Here is a 22,790-nt window from a genome sequence, read left to right on the forward strand (position 1 = left end):
AGTTACCTTAAAGTAGAGTTAGCAAAGACTTCAAGAGACTGAATTCTGGTATTAATTTCCAGTAAGTCAGTTTGAATATCTTGTTGAAGCCTATTTAGGCGTTCTTTTTTCTCTTTTTGCTCATGCTGCATAGTATTAACAATTTTCTGATAGGTGGTAATGTATGTATCAATGTGCCTGTTGAGGGAATTTATCATTTGCTGAAAATAGCTTTCTAAGGATTGTTCTACTGCTTTTTCTGCTGAGTAAAAATAATCATTAATTTTGGGTTGTAGCTCATTCCAAGAGCGATTTTGAAGTTCACTTAATGATGGACCCAAAAAACTACCAAAAATACCACCTAACAAACTACCTAACGCAGATCCAACAACTGTTCCTAAGCCTGGGAGAATTATCGTTCCTATTAATGCTCCTGCCCCTCCTCCCGCGCCTACGCCTACATTTCTATTCGATGTATCTCCTGCTGTATTACTAAGTTCAGAGGCTACAGACATTACGTTGGAGGTATTAACTTGAATAGCATCTTTAACTATTACTTTCGTATCTAAATTAGCTTTAGTTGATAGTGCTTGAAGATTTTTGTACTGTTTGGAAAACTTTTTGTCAAAATGTGATTTAACGTTCATGAAAGAGCTATTTAGTTCGCCTGTGGCAATCTTTAATTCTTTATCAAGAGTGAAATTAGCATTATCAAATATAGGGGAAACTTTATTCTCTAGTAAGGCTTTTAGCTCGGTTTTACTTGTTGTATCAAAAATTGATTTTTGTAGGCTTGATATTGTACTTTCTCTGCAACTAGCAACTAATTTATTCAATTTAGGTTTTGTTTGAGAAGTAGCATTTTGAATCATCTTTGAGCATTCTGCATATTGCTCAGACGTAAATGACGCTAAATCTCGGATGATTTCACCCTCCATTACTTCCTGCTGGCGTCTAAACTGTTCTTGTTGCTCTCTAAGGTGTGATTCAGATTGACGAAAAACTTGTGTTAATAATCTAGCTACACTTTCTGCTATTACAACTTCTCGACTACTTCCTAAATATTCATGTAATTTTTCTTCTAGTTCTACAAATTTATCATTCCAATGCCTAAGCTTGTCTTCAACTTCTTCTGCTCCAGTGAAAGTGTCCATAACTATTTGTGGTGCAGCTTCAAGCAACAACAAACGGTCTATTTTGAGATTTTCTCTAAGTCTTTTTTCGATAGTTTTAACAAGCTTAGATTGCTCTTTTTGACGAATACTATCCATCTTAGTAACTATAAATACACAACGATGGATATACTGATAAAGTGGTCCTGAAAGAAAATTAATAAGCGTATCGGAGACAGGCTGATTTGCAGGTATAACAATTACAGCGGCATCAGCCTCATTTTCCACAACTGTCCAAGTCACTTTCCCGTGTTCTTCGTTCCCAGCATTAGTCCCAGGGGTGTCTATAATAACAATTCCACTCTTGAGAAAATTAGCCGGATGGTAAATCTTAATATTATCTAAAGCTCTTGCCAATTCCTCTTCAGATGTTATCATTTGCACAAACTGCTGCGGCGAAATTCCACTTTTCACTGCATCATTCGATGTAACTAATGTGCTGGGAGTATATGGAATTTTGGTAGTTTTATATTGATGCTTTAAGCTATGACTTATCATTGTTGCAATGAGTATCACTACAGGTAATAGAGTCAAGCCCAAAAGCCAGAAGGATATGCTGGATAACCAAATCATTAAAGGAATCCAAATAAATAGACTTGGAATCCAGGCAATTTTACGGGTAGTCTTTTTCGGTTCTTCTTCAAGTTTTTGAATAAACTGTTTTGGTCTTGTTTCTTTGAATAAAGCCTCAGCACTAAAGTTGTTAGAAAAAATTATTTTTGTTGCAGTCGCTGTTGCTACTAGTGCAGAAGTTTTTAGTAAATCATCCCGAAGTAAAGCATTGATAAATGTACTTTTGCCACTGGAAAATTCACCAATTATGGCTAAATAAAGATTGGGATCGTTACGACGTTTTTTAACCTTTTCTAGCTGTTTATATAATTCTTGCCTAGCAAGTTCTGATATGCTGGGTCTTTGAATGACTCGTTCTAAGAAATTAATGTGCTGATTAATTTTATTTGTGTATTCATTTACCTCTGTCATTATCAGATACCTTGAAATTACTAGAGGGATAAGTATTATTTAGCCTCAACCTTAATACCCTAATAACACTAGAGTAAAAAATAACATACGTTATTGTGTCTTATTTTTTACATAATAGTCACTATGCTTCTTCATCACTTTTTATGCTAAAAACGCTTATAAAATACCTCAAGTTTCTTGCTAGGTAAGAAAGGTAGTTTTTAAGCTTGGATTTTGAGCCTTTGGAATAAAATTAAGATTAAAACAGTGCAAAATCCTTGCTATCAAACGCAAATACCGAATTATTATTTAAAGTTAAGTATAATATCTACGGAAGATTTATCATTATAAATACTTAATAATACATATAGCTCATAACCTAGTAGCCTGTCAAGATATAAGCTGTACATAGATAATTCTGTAATATCTGTGAGTATATAGACATATGATTCCAGGGGAAATCATTACACCCACCGGGGAAATCGAACTAAATGCAGGTCGTGATAGTGTAAAGTTGCGTGTAGCGAATACAGGCGATCGCCCGATTCAAATCGGTTCCCACTTCCATTTTTATGAAGTCAACAACGCCCTCAAATTTGACAGAGAATCAGCACGGGGAATGCGCTTAGATATCCCCGCCGGCACAGCAGTCCGCTTTGAACCAGGGGACGAAAAAGAAATCACCCTTGTCTCCTTAGTCGGTAGTCGCCAAGTCTACGGCTTTAACGCCAAAATCAACGGCAATCTCTAAAAATCTCACTGTTTCTGTGCATTTACCAAGGATTATCTATGCCTTACAGAATTGATCGCCGCGCCTACGCCGAAACCTATGGCCCCACAGTAGGCGATCGCATCCGCCTTGCTGATACAGAATTATTCATCGAAATCGAACAAGATTTTACTACCTACGGCGATGAAGTGAAATTTGGTGGTGGGAAAGTCATCAGAGATGGTATGGGACAATCCCCCATTGCTAACGCCGATGGTGCGGTAGATTTGGTGATTACTAATGCCGTAATTCTGGATTGGTGGGGAATAGTCAAAGCAGATATTGGTATTAAAGACGGCAAAATTTATAAAATTGGTAAAGCCGGTAATCCATATATTCAAGATCATGTTGATATTATCATCGGCCCTGGCACTGAAGCCCTAGCTGGCGAAGGCATGATTCTCACGGCTGGCGGTATTGATACCCATATTCATTTTATTTGTCCCCAACAGATAGAAGTAGCGATCGCCTCCGGTATTACCACCATGATTGGCGGTGGTACAGGCCCAGCCACCGGAACTAACGCCACCACCTGCACCCCCGGCCCTTGGCATATGTACCGAATGCTACAAGCGGCTGATGCTTTCCCCATCAACTTGGGCTTTTTGGGTAAAGGTAACACTAGTCAACCCCAAGGATTAGTAGAACAAATTTTAGCAGGTGCGATCGGTTTAAAATTACATGAGGATTGGGGAACTACCCCCGCCACCATCGATACTTGTTTGAGTGTGGCTGATGAATATGATGTGCAGGTAGCCATCCACACCGACACCCTCAACGAAGCCGGATTTGTTGAGGATACCATCGCCGCTTTTAAAAATCGTGCCATCCACACCTACCATACTGAAGGCGCAGGTGGTGGACACGCACCAGACATTATCAAAGTTTGTGGACAAGCTAACGTCTTACCATCTTCTACCAACCCCACCCGACCTTACACAATCAACACCTTAGATGAACACCTGGATATGTTGATGGTATGTCATCACCTAGATCCAGGAATTGCTGAGGATGTAGCATTTGCCGAATCTCGTATCCGTCGAGAAACCATTGCTGCTGAAGATATTTTGCATGATTTAGGTGCATTTAGTATGATTGCTTCCGATTCTCAAGCAATGGGACGAGTCGGTGAAGTGATAATTCGCACTTGGCAAACATCCCATAAAATGAAGGTACAACGGGGAAGCCTGGCTGGAGATACTCAAGCCGACAATCTCCGAGCCAAAAGATATGTTGCTAAATACACAATTAATCCAGCAATTACTCACGGTATTGCTGAATATGTCGGTTCTGTAGAAGCAGGTAAGCTGGCAGATTTGTGTTTATGGCGACCGGGATTTTTTGGTGTCAAACCAGAGATAGTCATTAAAGGTGGAATGATTGCTTGGTCACAAATGGGTGATGCTAACGCCAGTATTCCCACACCCCAACCTGTGTATATGCGTCCGATGTTTGGTAGCTTTGCCGGGGCGCGTCATGCTACATCTTTAACCTTTGTTTCCCAAGCCGCGTTAGCAAGAGAAATTCCCACCAAAATAGGCTTGCAAAAATCAGCTGTGGCAGTTTCTGGAACACGTCAATTAACTAAGCAAGATATGAAGCTAAATGATGCTTTACCTCACATAGAAGTAGATCCAGAAACCTATGAAGTCAGGGCTGATGGCAAACTGTTGACTTGTGAACCTGCAACGATTTTACCAATGGCGCAAAGATACTTTTTATTTTAATGACTGAGCAAACCGCAAATTACGATAGTCCTTGGAAAGAAGTCATTGAACTTTACTTTCCCCGCTTCTTAGAATTCTTTTTTCCCCAAGCTTACACTGTCATCGATTGGACACGTCCTTATGAATTTTTGGATACAGAATTACAACAGCTAGAACCTGATGCCGAAATTGGGAGACGTTTAGTTGACAAAGTGGCCAAAGTTTGGTTATTGAATGGTGAAGCAGCTTGGGTATTAGTTCATGTCGAAGTCCAAGGACAATATGACAAAGAATTCGCCGAACGGATGTACACCTACAATTATCGTCTGTTTGACCGTCATCGCCAGCGAGTTATTAGCTTGGCAATTCTCGCCGATGAACAGGAAAACTGGCGACCTTCGAGCTATAGTTATGAATTAGGTGGATGTCGCGTTAGTTTAGAGTTTCCCATAGCCAAACTACTTGATTATGAATTAGCCTGGGAAACTTTAGAGCAAACTAGCAATCCCTTTGGGATCGTTGTCATGGCACATCTGAAAACCAAAGCGACGCAACGAAAACCAGAAAATCGGTTACAGTGGAAATTAAATCTAGTCAGACGACTTTTTGACAGTGGATACAGCCGAGAAGACGTTATAGAATTATTTCGGTTTATTGATTGGATTATGGTATTGCCGAAAGAGTTGGCAATCAGTTTTCAAACAGAGTTAAGAAGTTACGAGGAGGCAAAAAGAATGCGGTACGTAACTAGTATTGAAAGACTGGCAAAACAAGAAGGAATCGAACAAGGAATCGAACAAGGAATCGAACAAGGAATTTTGCAAATGGGTCGAGATAATGTGATTGATGTTTTAGCAACAAGGTTTGCAGAAGTTCCCAGTAGTCTTGTTGATGCCATTAATGGGATAAATGATTCATCTCTACTAAAAATACTCCTCAAAGGAGCGATCGCTATTCCTTCGATCGCCGAATTTCAACAATTCTTAAATGATCACACTTCTGGAGACATTCAATTTACCTAAGCGATCGCTATCATCATAGTCTCCCACTTCATCCGCCCCCTGTAGTCTGACTCAGAGCATTTATTCATATTTCTTTGTCATCTTGTAACACATTTTTTCCCTAGAGAACTATAATAAGAATATAAAGTACATGGGTCCGTAACGGTTTCGACAGGTTGGCGAACGCTACTCTGTGATTCAGGTCGAGAGTGAGTCTCCTCTCGCAAATCCAAGGCTCAAAAAAAAGTAAATGCGAATAACATCGTAAAATTTGCTCGTAAGGATGCTCTAGTAGCTGCCTAATAGCCTCTTATAGGTTCGAGCGTCTTTAGTCCGACTCCGTTAAGGGCTAGAGACCAACCCCAACGGATGCTCTAGCAAGTGTTCTCTGGTTGGCTTGCTAGCTAAGACTTAATCAGAGCATCCTACGTTCGGGATAATGAACGATTCCCGCCTTGAGGGTCAGAAAGGCTAAACCTGTGAATGAGTGGAGGGTCAATACCCAATTTGGACAGCAGTTCGACTCTGCTCGGATCCACTCTCCATAATTAATTAGTCCACCTCGTATGAGGTGGACTTTGTGTTTTATGGGTGTTGTAAGGGCAAATCCCTTACTCATACCAATTCAAAATTCAAAATTTGTCTTGGAAAGTTTGCCGGGCGGGGGAAACCCCCCGAACTTTGCTCAACGGGGGAAACCCACGCACGCAAGTTCTCTCCGCACGCAACTTTCCGCAAAATTCAAAATTAATAATCCAGACTGGACAATGTTTTGGGGATGTGTATCTGTCGCATTCTTTATTCAAATTGGTCTAACGCAACATCAAGCGTTTGAAACCCGCGCAGGCGGGTTTTGCCTGTGTAGCCAAGCCACTGCGTTGGGGAGACACTGCGTTGTGGGGGTTCCCCCCATTGAAGCAAGTGTCGGCGGGTTTCCCGACTTGTAGCAAGTGGCGTGCGACTTCCAGTCGCTTGGTACAAGATATGAGCCTCCCACTAGCGGACTACGCCACTAGCAACAAATGAAACTAGCACATTTTTCAAAGGAGGGCTAAAAGCTTTGCCATATAAGGCTTCCAAAATGTGCAAGTTAGAAGTATACGCAATCTTATTGAGCGATCAATCATCCCAGATTTTAAGACTTCTTTTATAAAACTATATATTTGTATAAGTATATACTTATTTTGACATTTATGAACCTATCTACTCTTGCTCTCCACTGTTTCATTCAAATCCCAATAATTTTCAGTGTGCGATTTTTAAAGTTGTCTATGCTATCCTTTCTTACCAAATTGCAGATGGTAGAATTACTGCACACTTACAAAGTCAAAGCTTTGCTCTACTACTGAGATGTCAAATCTAATTAAGAGTTATTTTGGTGCATTGGGGAGAAAAAATAAAAAAATATTTGTTCCTAGCAGAAAAATCGACAAGAGATTCCCATATTTTAGCAATCAGCCAGATCAGGATGAGCTAATTTACTTTCTCCGGCTAACGGTGTTAAGCCAATCTCTTTGTAATCAAAAAAACATCTTAAATAATGTTACATACCTCTTTTGAGGTACAAAATATTGCTATAAATGGCAAAAAGGTATAAAAGTAAAAAAACCAAAAGCATAAAAAGGTAACTTTTTTCCTAAGTATGTACGAAAAGTATATATAATTCTTCTTAAGACAGTTACCTAATTTGCTTGGTTTAGATACTACCTTGTAGGTAATTTGTAACCTGAAACTAAAGTTACAAATATTACATTGCAGCAAAAAAATAAATATAAACACAAAATTTTACCCAAAAGTTGAGCCATACAACTGTGGCGTTGGGAAGGAACCGATACTTAAAAAGTATTGTATTTTTTAATGCCAAAATAAAAACAAACCCGTAAATTATGAATGAACATGAAGTAGCAAAACCAAACAAAATGTGCAATTTTTCTATGTAGTCTCAATAGTGATTGATAGAAGATCCGGTGAATAAAAATTAGGTCATTTCATCTCATGATCTAAATTAGCTAAATTTAGCTACAAACTAGTTTTTGATTAACAGTGCAAACAAGGCAGAAAAACCATGAAAACAATTACTCGCTTGAGCAAACTATTGGCTATTTCAGTATTTGCTATTACTTCTGTATCTAGTGTTGCAGTCGCACAAGATACAACGGTAAATCCGCAAAAAGCAACCACACAGAAAATTTGCTCTTCAGACCCAGTTGATAACTTGCTACCTGCCTTACCAGCAGAGAAAAAAGAAGCTGATTCTAGACTTTCATATCTAGCGGAACAAGGTTTTACAAAAAGCCAAGAAGGTGCTTGGGTTTGTTATGTAAATGACTCTAAAAAAGAAGGACGCTACTACACCCTCTTCAAAGTTCAAGAGGTGAACGGCAAGCTAATCGGTAGTTCTTTCTTAGATGGTGGTAGCCTGATTGATGGGCAAGACAGCAGGAGTCTAGACTTCTTTATGACTCTGATTGAAAATCATACAAATATTGCTCCAGATAATCGTCCCAGTATACGTAGGTATTTAGAAGCGTTCATTTCTTTAGTACAAGAAGGCAAAATCCAACCTTCTCGGCGTGGTTTTCTCTTCGATCAACCCAACCGTGCTTTGGTCATATATCACAAGCTCACAACTGGAGAGCTTAAAGGCACAGCCATCACAGTGAATATTCAAGTACCGAAAAAAGTCAGTTCTAGCTCTACAAACACTGGCATCCCGACATCTCAAACGGGAAATTTAAAGCCTAATCAATAGTTCATTGATGTTAGAGAAGTCTAAGTTTTTTATTTAGGTGTGAGTCGTCTACCGGAGAGATATCTTGTTGAAATCCACGTTGAGAAGCTGTGTCATTTTATTTTCATCCTTAGCATGGTTACTGACCGTCAGTCAGTCTGCTAATGCAGGGAATCCAGGGTTAAATGTTGGTGCGAAAATTCCCCCAGGACAAGAGCGTCAGCTGCTGCAATATCAGCTACAGAATGATGGTAAAGGTCTACGTCAGTTGCGAGTCATCCCTGATTGTGTTGTGGGATTTGGTCTAGGCTGCAATAAAACAGGGACAGTTCTGGAGCAAATCATTCAATCTAATGGCGGCCCTACCTATCAACAGATGTTGGAGCGAGCAGCTGGAGGGGGAACCAACTACCAAAAGTTTGCTAGTTTTTATGGTGCTAATCCCAACCCCTATGCGTCTGTTTGGAGAGGATTTAATAGAGGAATTTTAGATTCGGCTCAATACAGTCTTGGTGCAAACCTGAGTAGCAACCCTGTACCAGGTTTGAGAGATGTCACTAAAAACTTTTTGTGGTCTTCGCAACCAGCATCAGATCCTCGTAGTGCGTTCATCAACTTTAAGATGGCCTATGTCAAGGATCTATTAGAAGAAACCTCAAAAATCCCTAATCTGGAGCAACAGATTCGTCAGCTCAACCTAGAGCCAGGCATGGAGCGATTTTATCTCAATAACATCGAAAAAGGGTTAAATGCTTTACGCTCTGGGGACAATGGAGAATTTAAGCAAGCTAGTTTAAATATACTTTCTCGTCCATATAGTCCAGTATCAACAGATGATGGTTGGTATGGAAGAGAACTGGTTGAGATTCCAGACGGTTTGGTTCAGACAGGAGAAACTCTGGTTCCAGATTTGTTAACTGATGCAGTGATTGAACCATCGGGGTTGGAAGGGACAGAAGAGATAGCACAACTTCCAGGGGAAGAAGTATTGCTAGCTGCACCAGGAACTACTTCGTTTCTCTTACCAGCTTTGGCACTTTTAGCTCTAGCTGGGCTATTGATCTCCCTTGGCGGTGGTGATTCATCAGATTCTTCATCTGTAACAACATCTAATATCCCAAATCCGCAACCAACCAATCCGCAACCAACAAATCCGCCTACTAGCATATGTGATACTAGCGGTGGTGTGGTTCCTGGCAGTACCCCAGGTGTGGTAGTATGCGATACCCCCACTGTTCCAACTCCACCAGAAGTGAGGAGAGTTGTAGAACCATCAACAATGAATGCTATTATTTGGCTGGCTTTGATAATATGCTTGGTTAGCTACAAACGCAGATGCGTTCAGACAAAAAGTTAATAGCATTGTATGCCTGCTTAACTTTCAATAAAAATCTCTCAGTCATTAACTGAGAGATTTGCTTTTTATTAGTTTTCACATGAAATATATCCCACTATTAAAGGATATCTATACTTTTAAAAGTAAGTATGTCAGAATGCCTAATTGTTATTTGTAAGTCATGGAAATATGACCAAGCTGATTGAATACGCAGAAGCTAGCGAAGAAGTGCGGATAGTATACGACGATATCCGCGCTACACGTCAGACTGAATATATCAACAATTTTTGGAAAGCGATCGCTAATCATCCTCCCACCTTAAAAAGAACTTGGGAGACGATTAAGGAAGTGATGACTAGTCCTGGTGAACTTGATCCGTTGGTACGGGAATTGATCTATATTGCTGTGAGTGTGACTAATGGTTGCGACTACTGTATTGCTTCCCATTCAGCTGCTGCTCGTGGTAAAGGGATGAATGAGGCTATGTTTGGCGAACTTTTGGGAATTATTGCTACAGCTAACACTACTAACCGCCTCGCTAACGGTTATCAAATTCCAGTAGATGAGATATTTAAGTAATTGGACAAAATTAAATGTAGTAGGGTGCGTTGTTGCGGAGCATAACGCACCAAAGAAGATGGTGCGTTACAGCTATAAAGACAGTTGTTAGAAGCAAGAATACTGACTTTGCTGTAACACACCTTACTGACTACTAACCGTCAATCAATATCTAAGAAGTAAAGTGTTTGCTCCAAACAAAACTAGCAATTCATGACTGATTTTGATGATACTTGGCTGCCAAAACCAGAGAATTTAACTTTATTGTCGGATGAGGTTCATGTCTGGCGGATTCATCTTGATAGACCAGAATCAGAATTACAAGATTTAGCAGCAACTTTATCCAGTGATGAGTTGACTCGTGCTAACCGATTTTATTTTCCCGAACATCGACGGCGGTTTATTGCTGGTCGTGGTATTCTCCGGAGTATATTGGGAAATTATTTGGGTGTTGTAGCTCAAGAGGTTAAATTTGATTACGAACCTCGTGGCAAACCTTTATTAGCTAGTAGTTTTGCTCAGAGTGGCTTACTGTTTAACTTGTCCCATTCAGAAAACTTAGCTTTGTGTGCGGTGAATTACTCACGTCAAATTGGGATAGATTTGGAGTATCTTCGTACAACGTCTGATTTGGAAGGTTTAGCACAAAGGTTCTTTTTACCGCGAGAATATGATTTAGTGCGATCGCTACCTGATGAGCAAAAATCAAAAGTTTTTTTTCGCTATTGGACTTGTAAAGAGGCTTATCTTAAAGCGACTGGAGACGGAATTGCTCAATTAGAAAAAATCGAGGTAGCACTAACTCCCACAGAACCAGCTAGATTACAGATATTTCCAGACTGGCATCTCTTAGAGCTAGTGCCTGATAATAATTGTGTTGCTGCTGTCGCCGTGGCGGGTTTTGGCTGGCAGCTAAAATGCTGGCAGTATTGATATATCAAAGCCTCATTCCCAGGTCGGCTGATTGGTCATGCGTGATGCGATTTGACGGCTACATAGCTGTCATTAGCTCTATTTTCTGCCCTTTTACGGTTGAAATTAACCACACCCAACCAACGATAAATTCTATCAACCGAAGTGGGAGAAATTTGTCCCATAGCCAACATAAATCTGGTCAAACTTTCGGTGATCAGATTTTGATTGATAATTACTTCTGACTTGTTGTATTTAATAGCTTTAACTATGGCATTTGCCACACTCTTAGGTGTAGAAATACCTGCTAATTTGGGTGCTGGTACACGATGATCAACAGTCATACCAGTTTCGGAAATATATCCAGGACAAACCACCGAAATATTCACACCACTACCTGCTAATTCCTGACGCACAGCATCAGTCCACATAATTAAGCCGGCTTTACTGGCTGAGTAAATGCTATTAAAAGCCACACCTTTTTTACCAGCCAAAGAAGCAATATTGACAATCCTACCACTACCCCGTTCCATCATGTTGGGTAATAATAAACGAGTTAATTCCATAACAGCTAAGAGATTAGTTTTTAAGACTGACTGAATTTCTGAGAGAGAGTAATCGGCAAAAGCCCCGTTAATTTCCACACCAGCATTGTTAATCAAGATGTCAACTGAGCCGACAACATCTTGCACTTGCTGAGTAAGAGTTGATAATTGTGCTACATTTCTCATATCAAAAGGAATAGCGATCGCTTTACCACCCGCAGCTTCAACTGCATTACAGGTTTGCACTAATCCTGATGGGGAACGAGAAACACAAACTACAGTTGCTTGCTCCTTTGCTAGAGCTTTAGCAATATGTACACCAAGACCGCGTGAGGCTCCGGTCAAAAGTACTATTTTACCTGTGAGAGTCGTCATTGTAACCTGCTAGTATCTGGATTCTCAGTCGCAGGATTTACGCTTTGATATACTTGACAAACTCTGTGTAGCTTAAATTCAGACATCAATACAGAGGGTTAAAATTATGAGAATAACTACTCATTGATTAACAACAAATACAGCTACACTTCATACTTGCTAATAAAGCTTAAGCACGTAAACTGCACTTATTTAATAGACAATTAAGATAGTTGACTCATAATAGTTTTATTACCTTCTGTTGGAGAACAGCCTTGAATTTAAGGATTTGTTCAATGTAGTTTAACCTTAATTCACCTACATTTATAGCATTTATTTAATAGAGCTAGTGTTATTGATAAACCTTATTTAATATCACACAACAGGAAAAACCCAGTTTCTCTGAAAAACTGGGTTACACGCATGAAAGGAAAATTTAGGGGATAGGGGATAGGTGACAGGTGACAGGGGATAGGTGATAGGTGATAGGGGATAGGTGATAGGTGATAGGGGATAGGTGATAGGTGACAGAAAATTACCTGTAACCTGTAACCTATAATCTGTAATCTGTAACCTGTAACCTGTAACCTATAACCTGTAACCTGATTACTCTAAGCCATGCTCAAGAAGCCGCTTTGAATCAAGTAGGCGGTGTAAGTCATAAATAATTTACCGTCAATTGGTGGACAAGCGATCGCACTACCTGCTAGTGCTTTGGTGGTTTCTTGACAGCTAATGTGGGGTCTTCTGGCTTTGAGGTATAAATCGGGGATAGTTAGTTGCTCATCAGACCAGCGTTCTAAGAGGAAAGGACGCAAGGTGTATAAAGGATTGTCTACAGATGTGGCATTTTCGATCAATTCTGCTTGCCATTCTTCGTAGGGAAGCATCTTAATTTCATAACCAAAAGAGCGTATCCAGTCAACTAAGACACTTAAAGATACGGGTTCGGGGTGTTGTAGGTGGAAAGCTTTACCTAGCGATTCTTTCTGCATCGACAGATGCACGATCGCTTGACTAACATAATCTACTGGCGACATATCCAGCATATATTCTACTTCCGGGAAGCATCCCATTTCTAGACAACCCTTGACCATGAGGTTAATAAAGTCATGGGTGTTACCGATACCTGTCTCGCTATCACCAGCGATGAGAGGGGGTCTATGAATGGTAACAGGTAAACCGCGATCGCTGGCAATTTTCACTAGTTTTTCCGCCACCCATTTAGTTTGGGAATAACCCAGATAAATACCTTCCCAATGACCGAAATCATCATTTTCTTTGACTATTTTGCCAGCGTAGACAGGTGATTCAAATACAGCCACACTGGAAACATAATGCACTGGCTTAACTTTAATTTGACAAGCTAAACGCAAAACTTCTTGAGTTCCTAAAACATTTGCGGCTTTCAGTGCTGAGTAAGGGAAGACATAATTTAGTAACGCACCACTGTGATAAATAGTGTCAATTTCCGCCGCTAAAGTTTGAAATTGTGTGGAACTAAGACCTAACAAAGGTTCTGATAAATCACCGATGACAGGAATAATTCTGGACTCATAATTTTCCTGCCAAATTGCATAACTTTCGAGATTATTTTGCAGCTTATTTTTACCTGCTTCTGCATTCGCAGCACGTACCAAACAATAGATATCCGCCTGAGTTTGCTGTAGCAATTCCCGGATTAAGAAAGCTCCGAGAAAACCTGTAGCACCAGTTAAAAATACTTTCTTGGGTTGAGTTACAGGTAAACTTACAGGAAGCGCGCCACCAGGATGAATTGTAGGGTCAAGAACAACTTCAGCTTGTAAATCAAGAACAGGCGTTTCTATTTTAGTGCTAGAGGTACTAGACTTTGTATCTTGCACCTCTGGTTGTTCTGCAAACTCTTCTGATAAACGTTGAGAAAGAGATTCAATTGTGGGGTAATGCCACAATAATAAAGGTGATGGTTGAAACCCTAATAATTTTTCTAATTTACTGACTAACATCATGGCTTGTGCCGAATCCAAACCATAGCTTTCTAAATTGATACTGGCATCAATTTCGTCAGCTTCTACTCCCAATAATTCAGCCAGATTAGATATCATCCAAGCTTGAATTTCTGCTGCACTATATGATTGTTTGAGACTCATTTTTAGATTCTCCAATTATTTAATCAGAACTGGGTGATATTGGCTGTAGTAATCAGAAATTTGCAATCCTTGAATTTTCAAACTTTGAATGCGATATAAAAATGCTGCACCAGTCATAATGTGATATGCCACATCCACAACTCGACGGTTTTGTACTTCTGCCAAATATGAACCACGCACCCAGTCATTAAAACCACCCATTGCTGGGCCGCACCAAATTTGATAATCTACCTCTCTACCTTTTTCCCCAGAACTAGACCAACGAGAAGATAAGCCTAAATACCAACGGAAAATTAAAGCCATTTTCAACTTAGGATTATTAACAGCTTTACCCAATTTCTCAGGATTCTTCTGAGATAAATAAGCCGCAGTTCCTTCCCAAACCTCTGCCAGGGTTTTGCGAAAAACTTGCTTTTCTAACTTCTCTCTTTCTGGTAAAGGAATTGCTTCAATTGAGTCATAATTGCGGTACAATTCATATAACTTTTGCGCCCGCATAGCAAACATTGTGCCACGTTTGAGAACTTGTAATTTAACTCCCATTTCAAACATATCGGCGGCGGGAGCCATAATCATATCAGCCATTTCCGCTTGGGCTAATAATTGCTTAGTATGTTCACAAGCACCCGATTCAATACAAGCTTGATTAACTGAACCAGTTACTATATAAGCAGCACCCATCATAAAAGCTGCCAGTGCTGATTCTGGTGTGGCAATTCCCCCGGCTGCTCCTACTCTAATTACTTGTTGGTAATTATATTGTTTCTGAATTTCATCACGCAAAGCAATAATTGAAGGTAGCAAACAAACCAAAGGACGATTATCTGTGTGACCGCCAGAATCAGCTTCCACAGTAATATCATCCGCCATTGGCACATTAGCTGCCAGTTTAGCTTGCAACTCAGTAATTAATCCTTGTTCCAGCAATTCTTTCAAAATTCTAGCTGGTGCTGGCTGCATAAATTTACTCGCAACTTCCCGGCGAGAAATTTTCGCAATCACTTTATTTTTGATTTCAATTTGATTCGCATCATTTAAACTTAGTCCCGCAGCCCGGTAATAAACAATGTTGGGAGTTAAATCTAAAAATGCTGAAGCTTCTACTACTTTTACCTCATATTTGAGGTATAAATCCACAGCCCGGCGTTCAATCGCCATATCGTTAGGGCTGTGAATTAAATTGAAAGCGTAAGGGCTATGGGGTAAAGCTTGTTGAATCCGATTAATGGCTGCTTCCAAACGTTCTGGAGATAAACCACCTGCACCAAAAGAACCTAAAATATTCTCTTTGCCTAAAGCAATAATCATTTCCTCGGAAGCAATACCACCAGCCATTGCGCCAGTCATATAAGCAGAACGCACACCATAAGCTGAGAGAAAATTCGCATCACCTAATTGATGAATACGGATAGGTGGGATGGATGTTAAAAGTTCTACTTGTCCTGTTGTACCGCTTTCCCCCGGACTCAAATAACCATCATTTGTGACACCGATTTTGCCAGCAATTTTAACAATGTAACAAGGTTTATCTAATGTCAGTAATTTATTTTTAATAGCTGACTGCTCAAAAGATACACAATCTAAAGAGCCTTTCCAAATCATGTTTTGATATGCAGTATAGGCAGAAAAGCCTAAACCATTATCATATTTATTAATTAACGTATCAATAGTTGTCACGGTCGTTCCCTCGCACGATTAGCAATGAATTACTAACTATTTGCTCTTGTTACTCAATATGAAACCCAACAAATACCTGGGTAATGTTGGGTTTCCTTACGTCAACCCAACCTACATTTATTTGTCTTCTGCATTTAATAAATCTTGAGCGCAAACCATTTGTAATTGCATGATTTCACTCATCTGTTTACTAAAATCTTGTCTGGCTTTTAAGAAAGCCGTGTGATTTTGTGCTATCTTCAGATGATTTGCATTCAGTTTTTGATACTGAGATTTGTTCAATTCCAGCATATTGATGATGGTGGCAAGTTCAATTTCTGTGGTGGTTGATGATAGAAAATCTGGGGTAGTTTCTGATGTAGTGGCTATTAACTCAGAAGATTTTAATTGTTCTTCTGGCGCGAAAACGTGTTTAATGATAGTTTCCGATGAAAATTCTACTGTCTGGGGTAAAGTTTCATCGATTGTGAGTTTTGGCTTAGTTACATCAAATGAATTTATGCCTAATATTGGTTGAGATTTTTGGCGTTTCTGGGCTAATTCTTGGAAGACTTTACGGTTTTCATCACTCAAGATTTTGCCAGTAATTGAGTCGCCACCTATAGTTACAGTCCGTAGCATGGCTTTATTTTGCTTGCTAGTTTCTACTGGACTATAAAGTGGTGATAAATCCAAACTAACTCTATGGCTGACGAGTTTTGCTAAGGCTTTGACAAAAGAACTATGATCATCGATACCCCGACGATTGAGGGATACTGTAATGTGTTCTTTGTCTTCGAGAGTTTTATCAATCCAGCGAGAGCAAACACTACCAGCACCAGCTTCGATAAAGATTTTTGCACCGTCTTCGTAGATGCGGTTAACTAGTTTGGGAAAATCTAATTCTTGAGATAAACCAGTAGCAATACTGCGCGCAATTTCACTGCTTTCTAATGTAATAGGTTTATACTCAGCAGCAGAATAAAACACAGTATTGGGAATAGTTTGTGTTGGTAAAGTATTCAATTTCACCAACTCAGCAAACTCCGATCGCATGGTTTGACAATGAATCACATGATCAAAGGGAGCCGGGAAAGCGTTACAGCCAATGGTTTTAATCACCCGCCGACAAGCCGCAGGTTCGCCAGCAATCAACACTTCTTCTGGTGTATTAATCTGCGTTAGGTAAACCCGTGGTTCATCTCTGATTGCATCCCGCACTTGCACAGGACTAGCCATCAGCACATAATTACCCCACAAATTATCCTCTAAAGCCGAGTCTGCTTTTGGTAATCCCCAATACTCGCGCACAGCATTTTTCGGCCCCGATAAGCGATCGCCAAATAACGCTGATGAGTTGAAAGAGTTACTACCTTCGTAAAAATTACTCCACACCCCTTGAGCAACCATCATGCTGGTTTCACCCAAGCTATAACCAAACACATATTTGGGTTGGACTTGGAAGTCGTTCTGAATCACGGTGGTGAGCAATCTGGTACAAAACATCTCGGCTTCAAACATGGCTAGAGAATTTTCGAGCAATTTCTTCTCTAGCTGCTCTAATTGTCTTGTCGTTAACTTAGCCAAACTGCGGGGAAACACCAGTCGCTCAACATCAGCCGCACGCTTGTAGATACTCTTGACAAAAGAATTATCGTGCAGTTTGGGGAAGAGGCGGAACAGATTCCGACCGATACCGATGTAGGAATTAACCGCCGCCGGATACACATAAGCCACTTCACCCTTGTGACCCAAAGGATTGGCTGTAAAATAACTACCCATAGGGGTTTGCCAATCTATCCCCCGATCAAAGGCTGCATTGATACCCTTACGCGCCGATTCGATTTCTCGGAGGAGTTCTTTTTTATTACGTCCGGTAATAGATGCGGCGTACTTGGCTTGAGATTGCTGCTTATATGTGTTAAAAGCTTGACTAGCGCTATTAGATAAAGAAGCACTCTCTTCAATACTCTTTTGTAGTCTATCCAAAGCCTCTAATAGACTGGAACGGTCATCAGCAGTTACAGGGAACAGATAAAAAGACATCTGTTCCAAATACTTATTCGGACGTGCTGACTCATTAATTTCTTCCGACAAGATCACATGAGCAAAACTCCCATCACATCCCATCCCATTAATCGCCGCAATCCGTCGTGGAGAGTTTTTGCTGAGAAACCAGGGTCTAGATTCCGTCGCCACATAGAAAGGACTACCTTCAAAGGCTTGGGGATTCTTCACACCAGACCAGTTAGGAGTAGCTGGAATATATCTGTAATACAGACACAGCGCAGTTTTAATTAAACTGGCAATTCCTGATGCTACTTGGGTATGACCAATATTTGCTTTCACACTACCGATCGCACAGTGTAACCCATTCCCCACCGATGGATATGCCTGTACTAAACCAGCAATTTCGGCTGCATCTTCATCAGGAATCCCACTAGCACAAACCTCTAGATAGTTCACTTGTTCAGCTTCCACACCCGCGATTTGCAAAGCTTGTTGACAACCTTGACTCACATGGGCGTGAGATTGTCCAATACTCACAGCATCAATTACTGCATAGATGCGATCGCCATTTTCCAGCGCTTCACTATGACGCTTGAGAACAACCACACCCGCACCTTCTCCCACCGTCCAACCGTTAGCTTTTTGGTCATAGCTTAAGGTATTGACACCAGTATTAATCTTGGCTGTTTGATTACGTAATAATACGTTTTCCACACCACCAGCCAAATCTACCGCACCCAAAACAACAGCATCAACTTCTCCCGTCATCAGTAGCATTTGTGCCACTTCCAACGCCTTAAATGCTGAAGTTTCTACCGCCGTTACCGTAAAAGCTGGGCCAGTGAAATTCCATAACGAGGAAATCCGACTCGCCATAATATTGGTGATGTAGCTCAAATACTCACCAATCTCTGCTGGATGGTGGACACTATCTTTGACGATGGTTTCCAGTTGGGAAATTTGCTCAGATGGTAAGGTAATTTCCGCAGCATTTAAACCATCTTTGACTTGCCAAGACGAATCCCAACGCTGTTGTAGCTGGTGTACAGATAACTCAGCCTCAGCAGCGATAATTACTGCCACATTAACCCCTTCAGTCATCTTCGCATCTTTCAGAGCGCGATCGGCTACCGTCAATAACAGCAGTTGTTGGGGATTAAGTTGTTCAACTTCGTTGGGAGGAATCTTATAAGCGAGAGTATCTACATCAAACTCTTTGATATAAGCACCTACAGGCGCTTGACCATCAGCTAAACCATACTCTTGCAACAAGTCTTTTTGCTCATCAATACCATACCATCTCTTTGGTGGTAGGGAGATAAAATGCTGCTTACCATCATAGATACTACGTTCAAAAGCATCTAAGCTATTACACTCACCAAAGAAGGCATCCATGCCCACAATAGCAATCTTAGCTGTATTGTTATTTTCTGTGTCAAACATTACTTGATTACCTTTAAGTTAAAAGTAAAAAATTGTAGTTTGGGTTGAGCAACAGCGAAACCCAACATCCTGATCTATCTTGGGTTAAGCGTAGCGAAACCCAACCTACTCCTACTATTCTGAATCCTGTATTCTGACTCCTGAATCCTTATTACAAACTTCCTTTTTCTAGAATTAGATGGGAGTTTGTACCACCAAAACCAAAAGCACTTAAAGCTGCGTGTTTAGTATTAGCATGGTTAGGCCATGTCGTAGTTGTCCGCACAATATTTTTTTGGGAAATAACATTATTTTCCGAACCTATCGGTTCATTCACATTAATAGTTGCGGGAATCACACCATGATTCATGCTGTAAATTGCCTTAGTCAAACTCACCATACCCGCAGCTACTAATAAATGTCCCACATTAGCCTTAGCTGAACCTACTAATGGTGATGCTTGGTATTTACCAAAAAAGCTTTCTATCGAGTTCAATTCAGTGCTATCTCCGAGTAGAGTACCAGTAGCATGACACTCCATATAATCAACAGCTTGGGGACTAATTTCCGCTTCCCTATAGGCTCGCTCAAAAGCTGTAACTTGTCCTTTCGTATTGGGACTCAATAAATGCTTACCTTTACCATCATTAGAAAGTCCATTACCGCAAACTGTAGCCAGGATTTTATCGCCATCTCTAACAGCATCGCTATACCGTTTTAGCATGACCATTCCTATACCTTCAGATGTCACCAAACCCCTTGATGTTTTATCTAAAGGTGAGCTAATTCCGTTTTCTGGATAGCCTTGAATACCGGAAAATAACATCCGTAAAAATAGAGGATCTGAGCAACTAATAGCACCGGCTAACATCACATCAGCTTTCCCCATCCACAGGTAATGAGAAGCTAATTTAATCGCATAAAAAGACGACGAACAAGCAGCATCTATACAGAAATGAGTACCAGAAAGAGAGAAAGCTTGAGCGACTAGTGCGGCTGGTAAACCAGATATCATGGCATTTTGGGTTGCTGGTTTAGTCGCTGTAGGTAAAGCCGCTAGATGGAAATCTTGATTTTGTAAAAGTTCCGCAACAGCAGGTTCAATTGTTTGCCGATAAATTGGGGAAATTAATTGATGAGAAACCTTTGTTGGTAAAGATAAAGTTCCTAAAATTACCCCACATTTAGAGAGAACATCTTGATTACCCCAATAACCACTATGTTGAATTGCTTGTTTAGCAGCATATAGTGACCATTTAAAGGTATTATCCAAGCTTTCCACAAATTCCGATGGTAGATTGTATTCACTAGCATCAAATTTAAAATTGCGAATAAATCCACCTTTAAGGAAATAAATTTTATCCGGCTTGCCTTTTACAGGGTCGTAAAATATTGTGGGATCTACACCCATTTCTTCAACTGTTACAGATGATGTAGAATCTTTTTGCTCAGTTAAATTCTGCCAAAATTGCTCAGGATTGTTAGCATCAGGAAACAGGCAGGATAATCCGATGATGGCGATTTTTTCCACTACTAAATATTCCCGTTAGAGTATAACGAATTACAAATTCTTAAATTTACGCTATTCCCCGGACTGGAAAAGATTCAGGATTTACGGTATTTCACAGACAAGCAAAGCTTTCAGGCAGATTAAATATCAGCCTACTATAGCCATCCTAAACTATTTAGGATTAAATAACAGGTTTGTTTAAAGAATAGAAAGAGTTCTTTCTCTCTGTGTCTCTGTGCCTTTGTGGTTAAATAAATTATTTTTTACCACAGAGACACAAAGACACAGAGTTAAGATGGGCTACTTTGGCTTATGCAGATTCATCGGTGCAATGATTGCCTTAGCTGCTAGGATGCGTGAGTATAATTGTCCTTCTTTGTCGTGTAAGAAGAAGTTAGCGGTTACACCTGTTGCAGTTTTGTTGACAATTTCGCAAGAAACGTAAAAAGTTTCGTTGCATGGTACGGCTCTAAACTGTTCTGAGTGGGTTAATTGTCCGGGTAAACAGACTTCTTGATGAAAGTGGTTCAACCACACCCATAAAGTTTGTGTACTCAAATCAGTTGTGTAAGGATTATGCCATTTTACGGGGAACTGTCCTTGGGCTTCATCTGATATTTGTGTCCAAAAACATTCAGCAGTAAGTTTCTCAGGACTGATGTTTAAAACTCTGGTAATCTTTTGAAATGCTGGCCCATGAAATAAGCTAGAATCTCCATTTTGATAAAAATCTGTATCTGTCTTGGTAATGATCTGATCTTCTGTGAGATTTACGGCATCATAAATCGGTGCTGCTGGTAATTTTTGGACGATTGTGATATTTGCCCGGAAATGATAATGGGTTTTACCTTCAGGGGTTTTACTCAGAATTGTGGCTTGAAATTCGATAGATTCAGAACCATTTTTCGCTAGTTCTTGTATTTCGAGAATATGTTCCTTCGCTACGCTTTGATTAAAGGTAATACCCTTCAATACTTTAAATTCTTTACACATCAAATAACGATAGCCGGGATAACATTCTTCACAAGCATGAATCATCCAAGACATCGCACAAGTAGCGGGTAATACGGGAGTCCCAGCAATTACATGATCTTGTAAAAAAGGATTTGCCGCTACTGTCATGCGGCGACGGATACGATAGTTGCGGAGTTGGGGATCTATAGATGTGGGTGGGGGTGTGATAGGGCTACCAATGACGACTTGTGTAGAATCACGATGGTGGGGATGGAGTTCATTAACCAGCATTTTTGTCCCGACTTCCACAGGGATGATATCAATTCCTCTTTCTGCAAAGGCTTTTTTGAGTTCTGGTGTCACCATCCCACTGTCCCAACCGCCCCAGTTGATTGCAACTACGTGACACTGGGGATAGTGTTGCTTCATTAAATGGGCAGATTTATTGAGAATTTCATTAGCGATCGCATAATCTGATTGTCCTATATTCCCATAAAAGCCAGCTACGGAGGAAAATAAGACTAAATGCTCTAATTGACTACCATCCACACAAGAGAGTAAATTTTCTAAACCTTGAACTTTCGCAGTGTATACCTTTTCAAAATCCTGGTTTGTCTTCTTTTCAATTAACTTATCCGCTAAATTTCCCGCCCCGTGAATAATCCCGGTAATCTGTCCTACTCTTCCCGCCACATCTGCTAATTTTTGCTGCAACTCAGCAACATTAGTGACATCAACATTAATATATTCTGCCTTGGCTCCCGCCTGTTGAATTGTCGCCAGGGTTTGTTTAATTTCTCGGCTGGAAACAATTTTGTTATATACTTTCTGCACACTCATCGGTGTGGGCTTCTCTCCTTGGGAAAGAAGATGCTGCATGATGGCTTTTTTTAATACCGATTCTTCCACACAATCACGGGCAAAATCCGGCTCATTAGCGATAATTTCTGATCTACCAAGGAGAATAAATTGACAAGGTTGGTGCTTGGCTAGTTCCACAACACACTGCGCTGTAATTCCCTTAGCACCACCACTGACAACAAATACAGATGATGGACGAACTTGAGTTTGTGTAGTCAT

15 protein-coding genes and 1 other RNA gene are annotated in these 22,790 nt (G+C 40.3%); 9 read left to right on the forward strand and 7 right to left on the reverse strand.

Annotated elements, in window-relative coordinates; genetic code table 11:
* Positions 1-2 precede the first annotated feature (2 nt).
* A complete protein-coding gene (locus tag FD725_RS28305; protein WP_179051194.1) occupies positions 3-2,135 on the reverse strand; it encodes a dynamin family protein in 2,133 nt (710 codons plus the stop codon).
* Between the two features lie 424 nt (positions 2,136-2,559).
* Here FD725_RS28305 and FD725_RS28310 point away from each other — a divergent pair, with 424 nt between their 5' ends.
* From FD725_RS28310 to hetI, 9 genes are all read left to right on the forward strand, one after another.
* The gene (locus FD725_RS28310) at positions 2,560-2,865 is read left to right on the forward strand and encodes an urease subunit beta (RefSeq protein WP_179051195.1); all 306 of its coding nucleotides are present in this window, start codon (positions 2,560-2,562) and stop codon (positions 2,863-2,865) included.
* A gap of 38 nt (positions 2,866-2,903) precedes the next feature.
* Entirely contained in the window at positions 2,904-4,610 is a 1,707-nt protein-coding gene (gene ureC / locus FD725_RS28315; protein WP_179051196.1) for an urease subunit alpha, read from the forward strand.
* Complete coding sequence (locus FD725_RS28320; protein ID WP_179051197.1) at positions 4,610-5,611, forward strand: transposase; 1,002 nt, start codon at positions 4,610-4,612, stop codon at positions 5,609-5,611. The genes ureC and FD725_RS28320 overlap by 1 nt, the downstream gene beginning before the upstream one ends.
* A 132-nt stretch (positions 5,612-5,743) precedes the next feature.
* Positions 5,744-6,131, forward strand: a transfer-messenger RNA (tmRNA) gene (gene ssrA / locus FD725_RS28325).
* Between the two features lie 290 nt (positions 6,132-6,421).
* Complete coding sequence (locus FD725_RS32195; RefSeq protein WP_218653143.1) at positions 6,422-6,616, forward strand: hypothetical protein; 195 nt, start codon at positions 6,422-6,424, stop codon at positions 6,614-6,616.
* Between the two features lie 1,039 nt (positions 6,617-7,655).
* The gene (locus tag FD725_RS28330) at positions 7,656-8,342 is read left to right on the forward strand and encodes a hypothetical protein (protein ID WP_179051198.1); all 687 of its coding nucleotides are present in this window, start codon (positions 7,656-7,658) and stop codon (positions 8,340-8,342) included.
* Positions 8,343-8,406: 64 nt separating this feature from the next.
* On the forward strand, positions 8,407-9,678 hold the full coding sequence (locus FD725_RS28335) for a hypothetical protein (RefSeq protein WP_179051199.1): 1,272 nt from the start codon (positions 8,407-8,409) through the stop codon (positions 9,676-9,678).
* Positions 9,679-9,846: 168 nt separating this feature from the next.
* Positions 9,847-10,236: a carboxymuconolactone decarboxylase family protein gene (locus tag FD725_RS28340; protein ID WP_179051200.1), complete on the forward strand. Its 390-nt coding sequence runs from the start codon at positions 9,847-9,849 to the stop codon at positions 10,234-10,236.
* 192 nt (positions 10,237-10,428) lie between these two features.
* Positions 10,429-11,148, forward strand: a complete 720-nt coding sequence (gene hetI / locus FD725_RS28345; protein WP_179051201.1) for a 4'-phosphopantetheinyl transferase HetI — start codon at positions 10,429-10,431, stop codon at positions 11,146-11,148.
* Between the two features lie 35 nt (positions 11,149-11,183).
* Here hetI and FD725_RS28350 read toward each other — a convergent pair whose 3' ends face one another.
* The 6 genes from FD725_RS28350 to FD725_RS28375 all read right to left on the reverse strand — a co-directional run bounded on the left by FD725_RS28350 (position 11,184) and on the right by FD725_RS28375 (position 22,790).
* A complete protein-coding gene (locus FD725_RS28350) occupies positions 11,184-12,047 on the reverse strand; it encodes an SDR family NAD(P)-dependent oxidoreductase (RefSeq protein ID WP_179051202.1) in 864 nt (287 codons plus the stop codon).
* 590 nt (positions 12,048-12,637) lie between these two features.
* Positions 12,638-14,158, reverse strand: coding sequence for a thioester reductase domain-containing protein (locus FD725_RS28355; RefSeq protein WP_179051203.1), 1,521 nt, complete (start codon positions 14,156-14,158; stop codon positions 12,638-12,640).
* Positions 14,159-14,173: 15 nt separating this feature from the next.
* Positions 14,174-15,835 (reverse strand): PfaD family polyunsaturated fatty acid/polyketide biosynthesis protein, encoded by a 1,662-nt coding sequence (locus FD725_RS28360; protein WP_179051204.1) that lies wholly within the window; start codon positions 15,833-15,835, stop codon positions 14,174-14,176.
* 117 nt (positions 15,836-15,952) lie between these two features.
* Positions 15,953-19,267 carry a type I polyketide synthase gene (locus FD725_RS28365; protein WP_179051205.1) on the reverse strand — a complete coding sequence of 1,105 codons (3,315 nt, stop codon included), beginning with the start codon at positions 19,265-19,267 and terminating at the stop codon, positions 15,953-15,955.
* A 151-nt stretch (positions 19,268-19,418) separates the two neighbouring features.
* Positions 19,419-20,777 carry a polyketide synthase gene (locus tag FD725_RS28370; protein WP_179051206.1) on the reverse strand — a complete coding sequence of 453 codons (1,359 nt, stop codon included), beginning with the start codon at positions 20,775-20,777 and terminating at the stop codon, positions 19,419-19,421.
* A gap of 279 nt (positions 20,778-21,056) precedes the next feature.
* Positions 21,057-22,790 (reverse strand): SDR family NAD(P)-dependent oxidoreductase, encoded by a 1,734-nt coding sequence (locus FD725_RS28375; protein WP_179051207.1) that lies wholly within the window; start codon positions 22,788-22,790, stop codon positions 21,057-21,059.

This window comes from Nostoc sp. TCL26-01 (genome assembly GCF_013393945.1).
In the GTDB taxonomy this organism is placed as follows: domain Bacteria; phylum Cyanobacteriota; class Cyanobacteriia; order Cyanobacteriales; family Nostocaceae; genus Trichormus.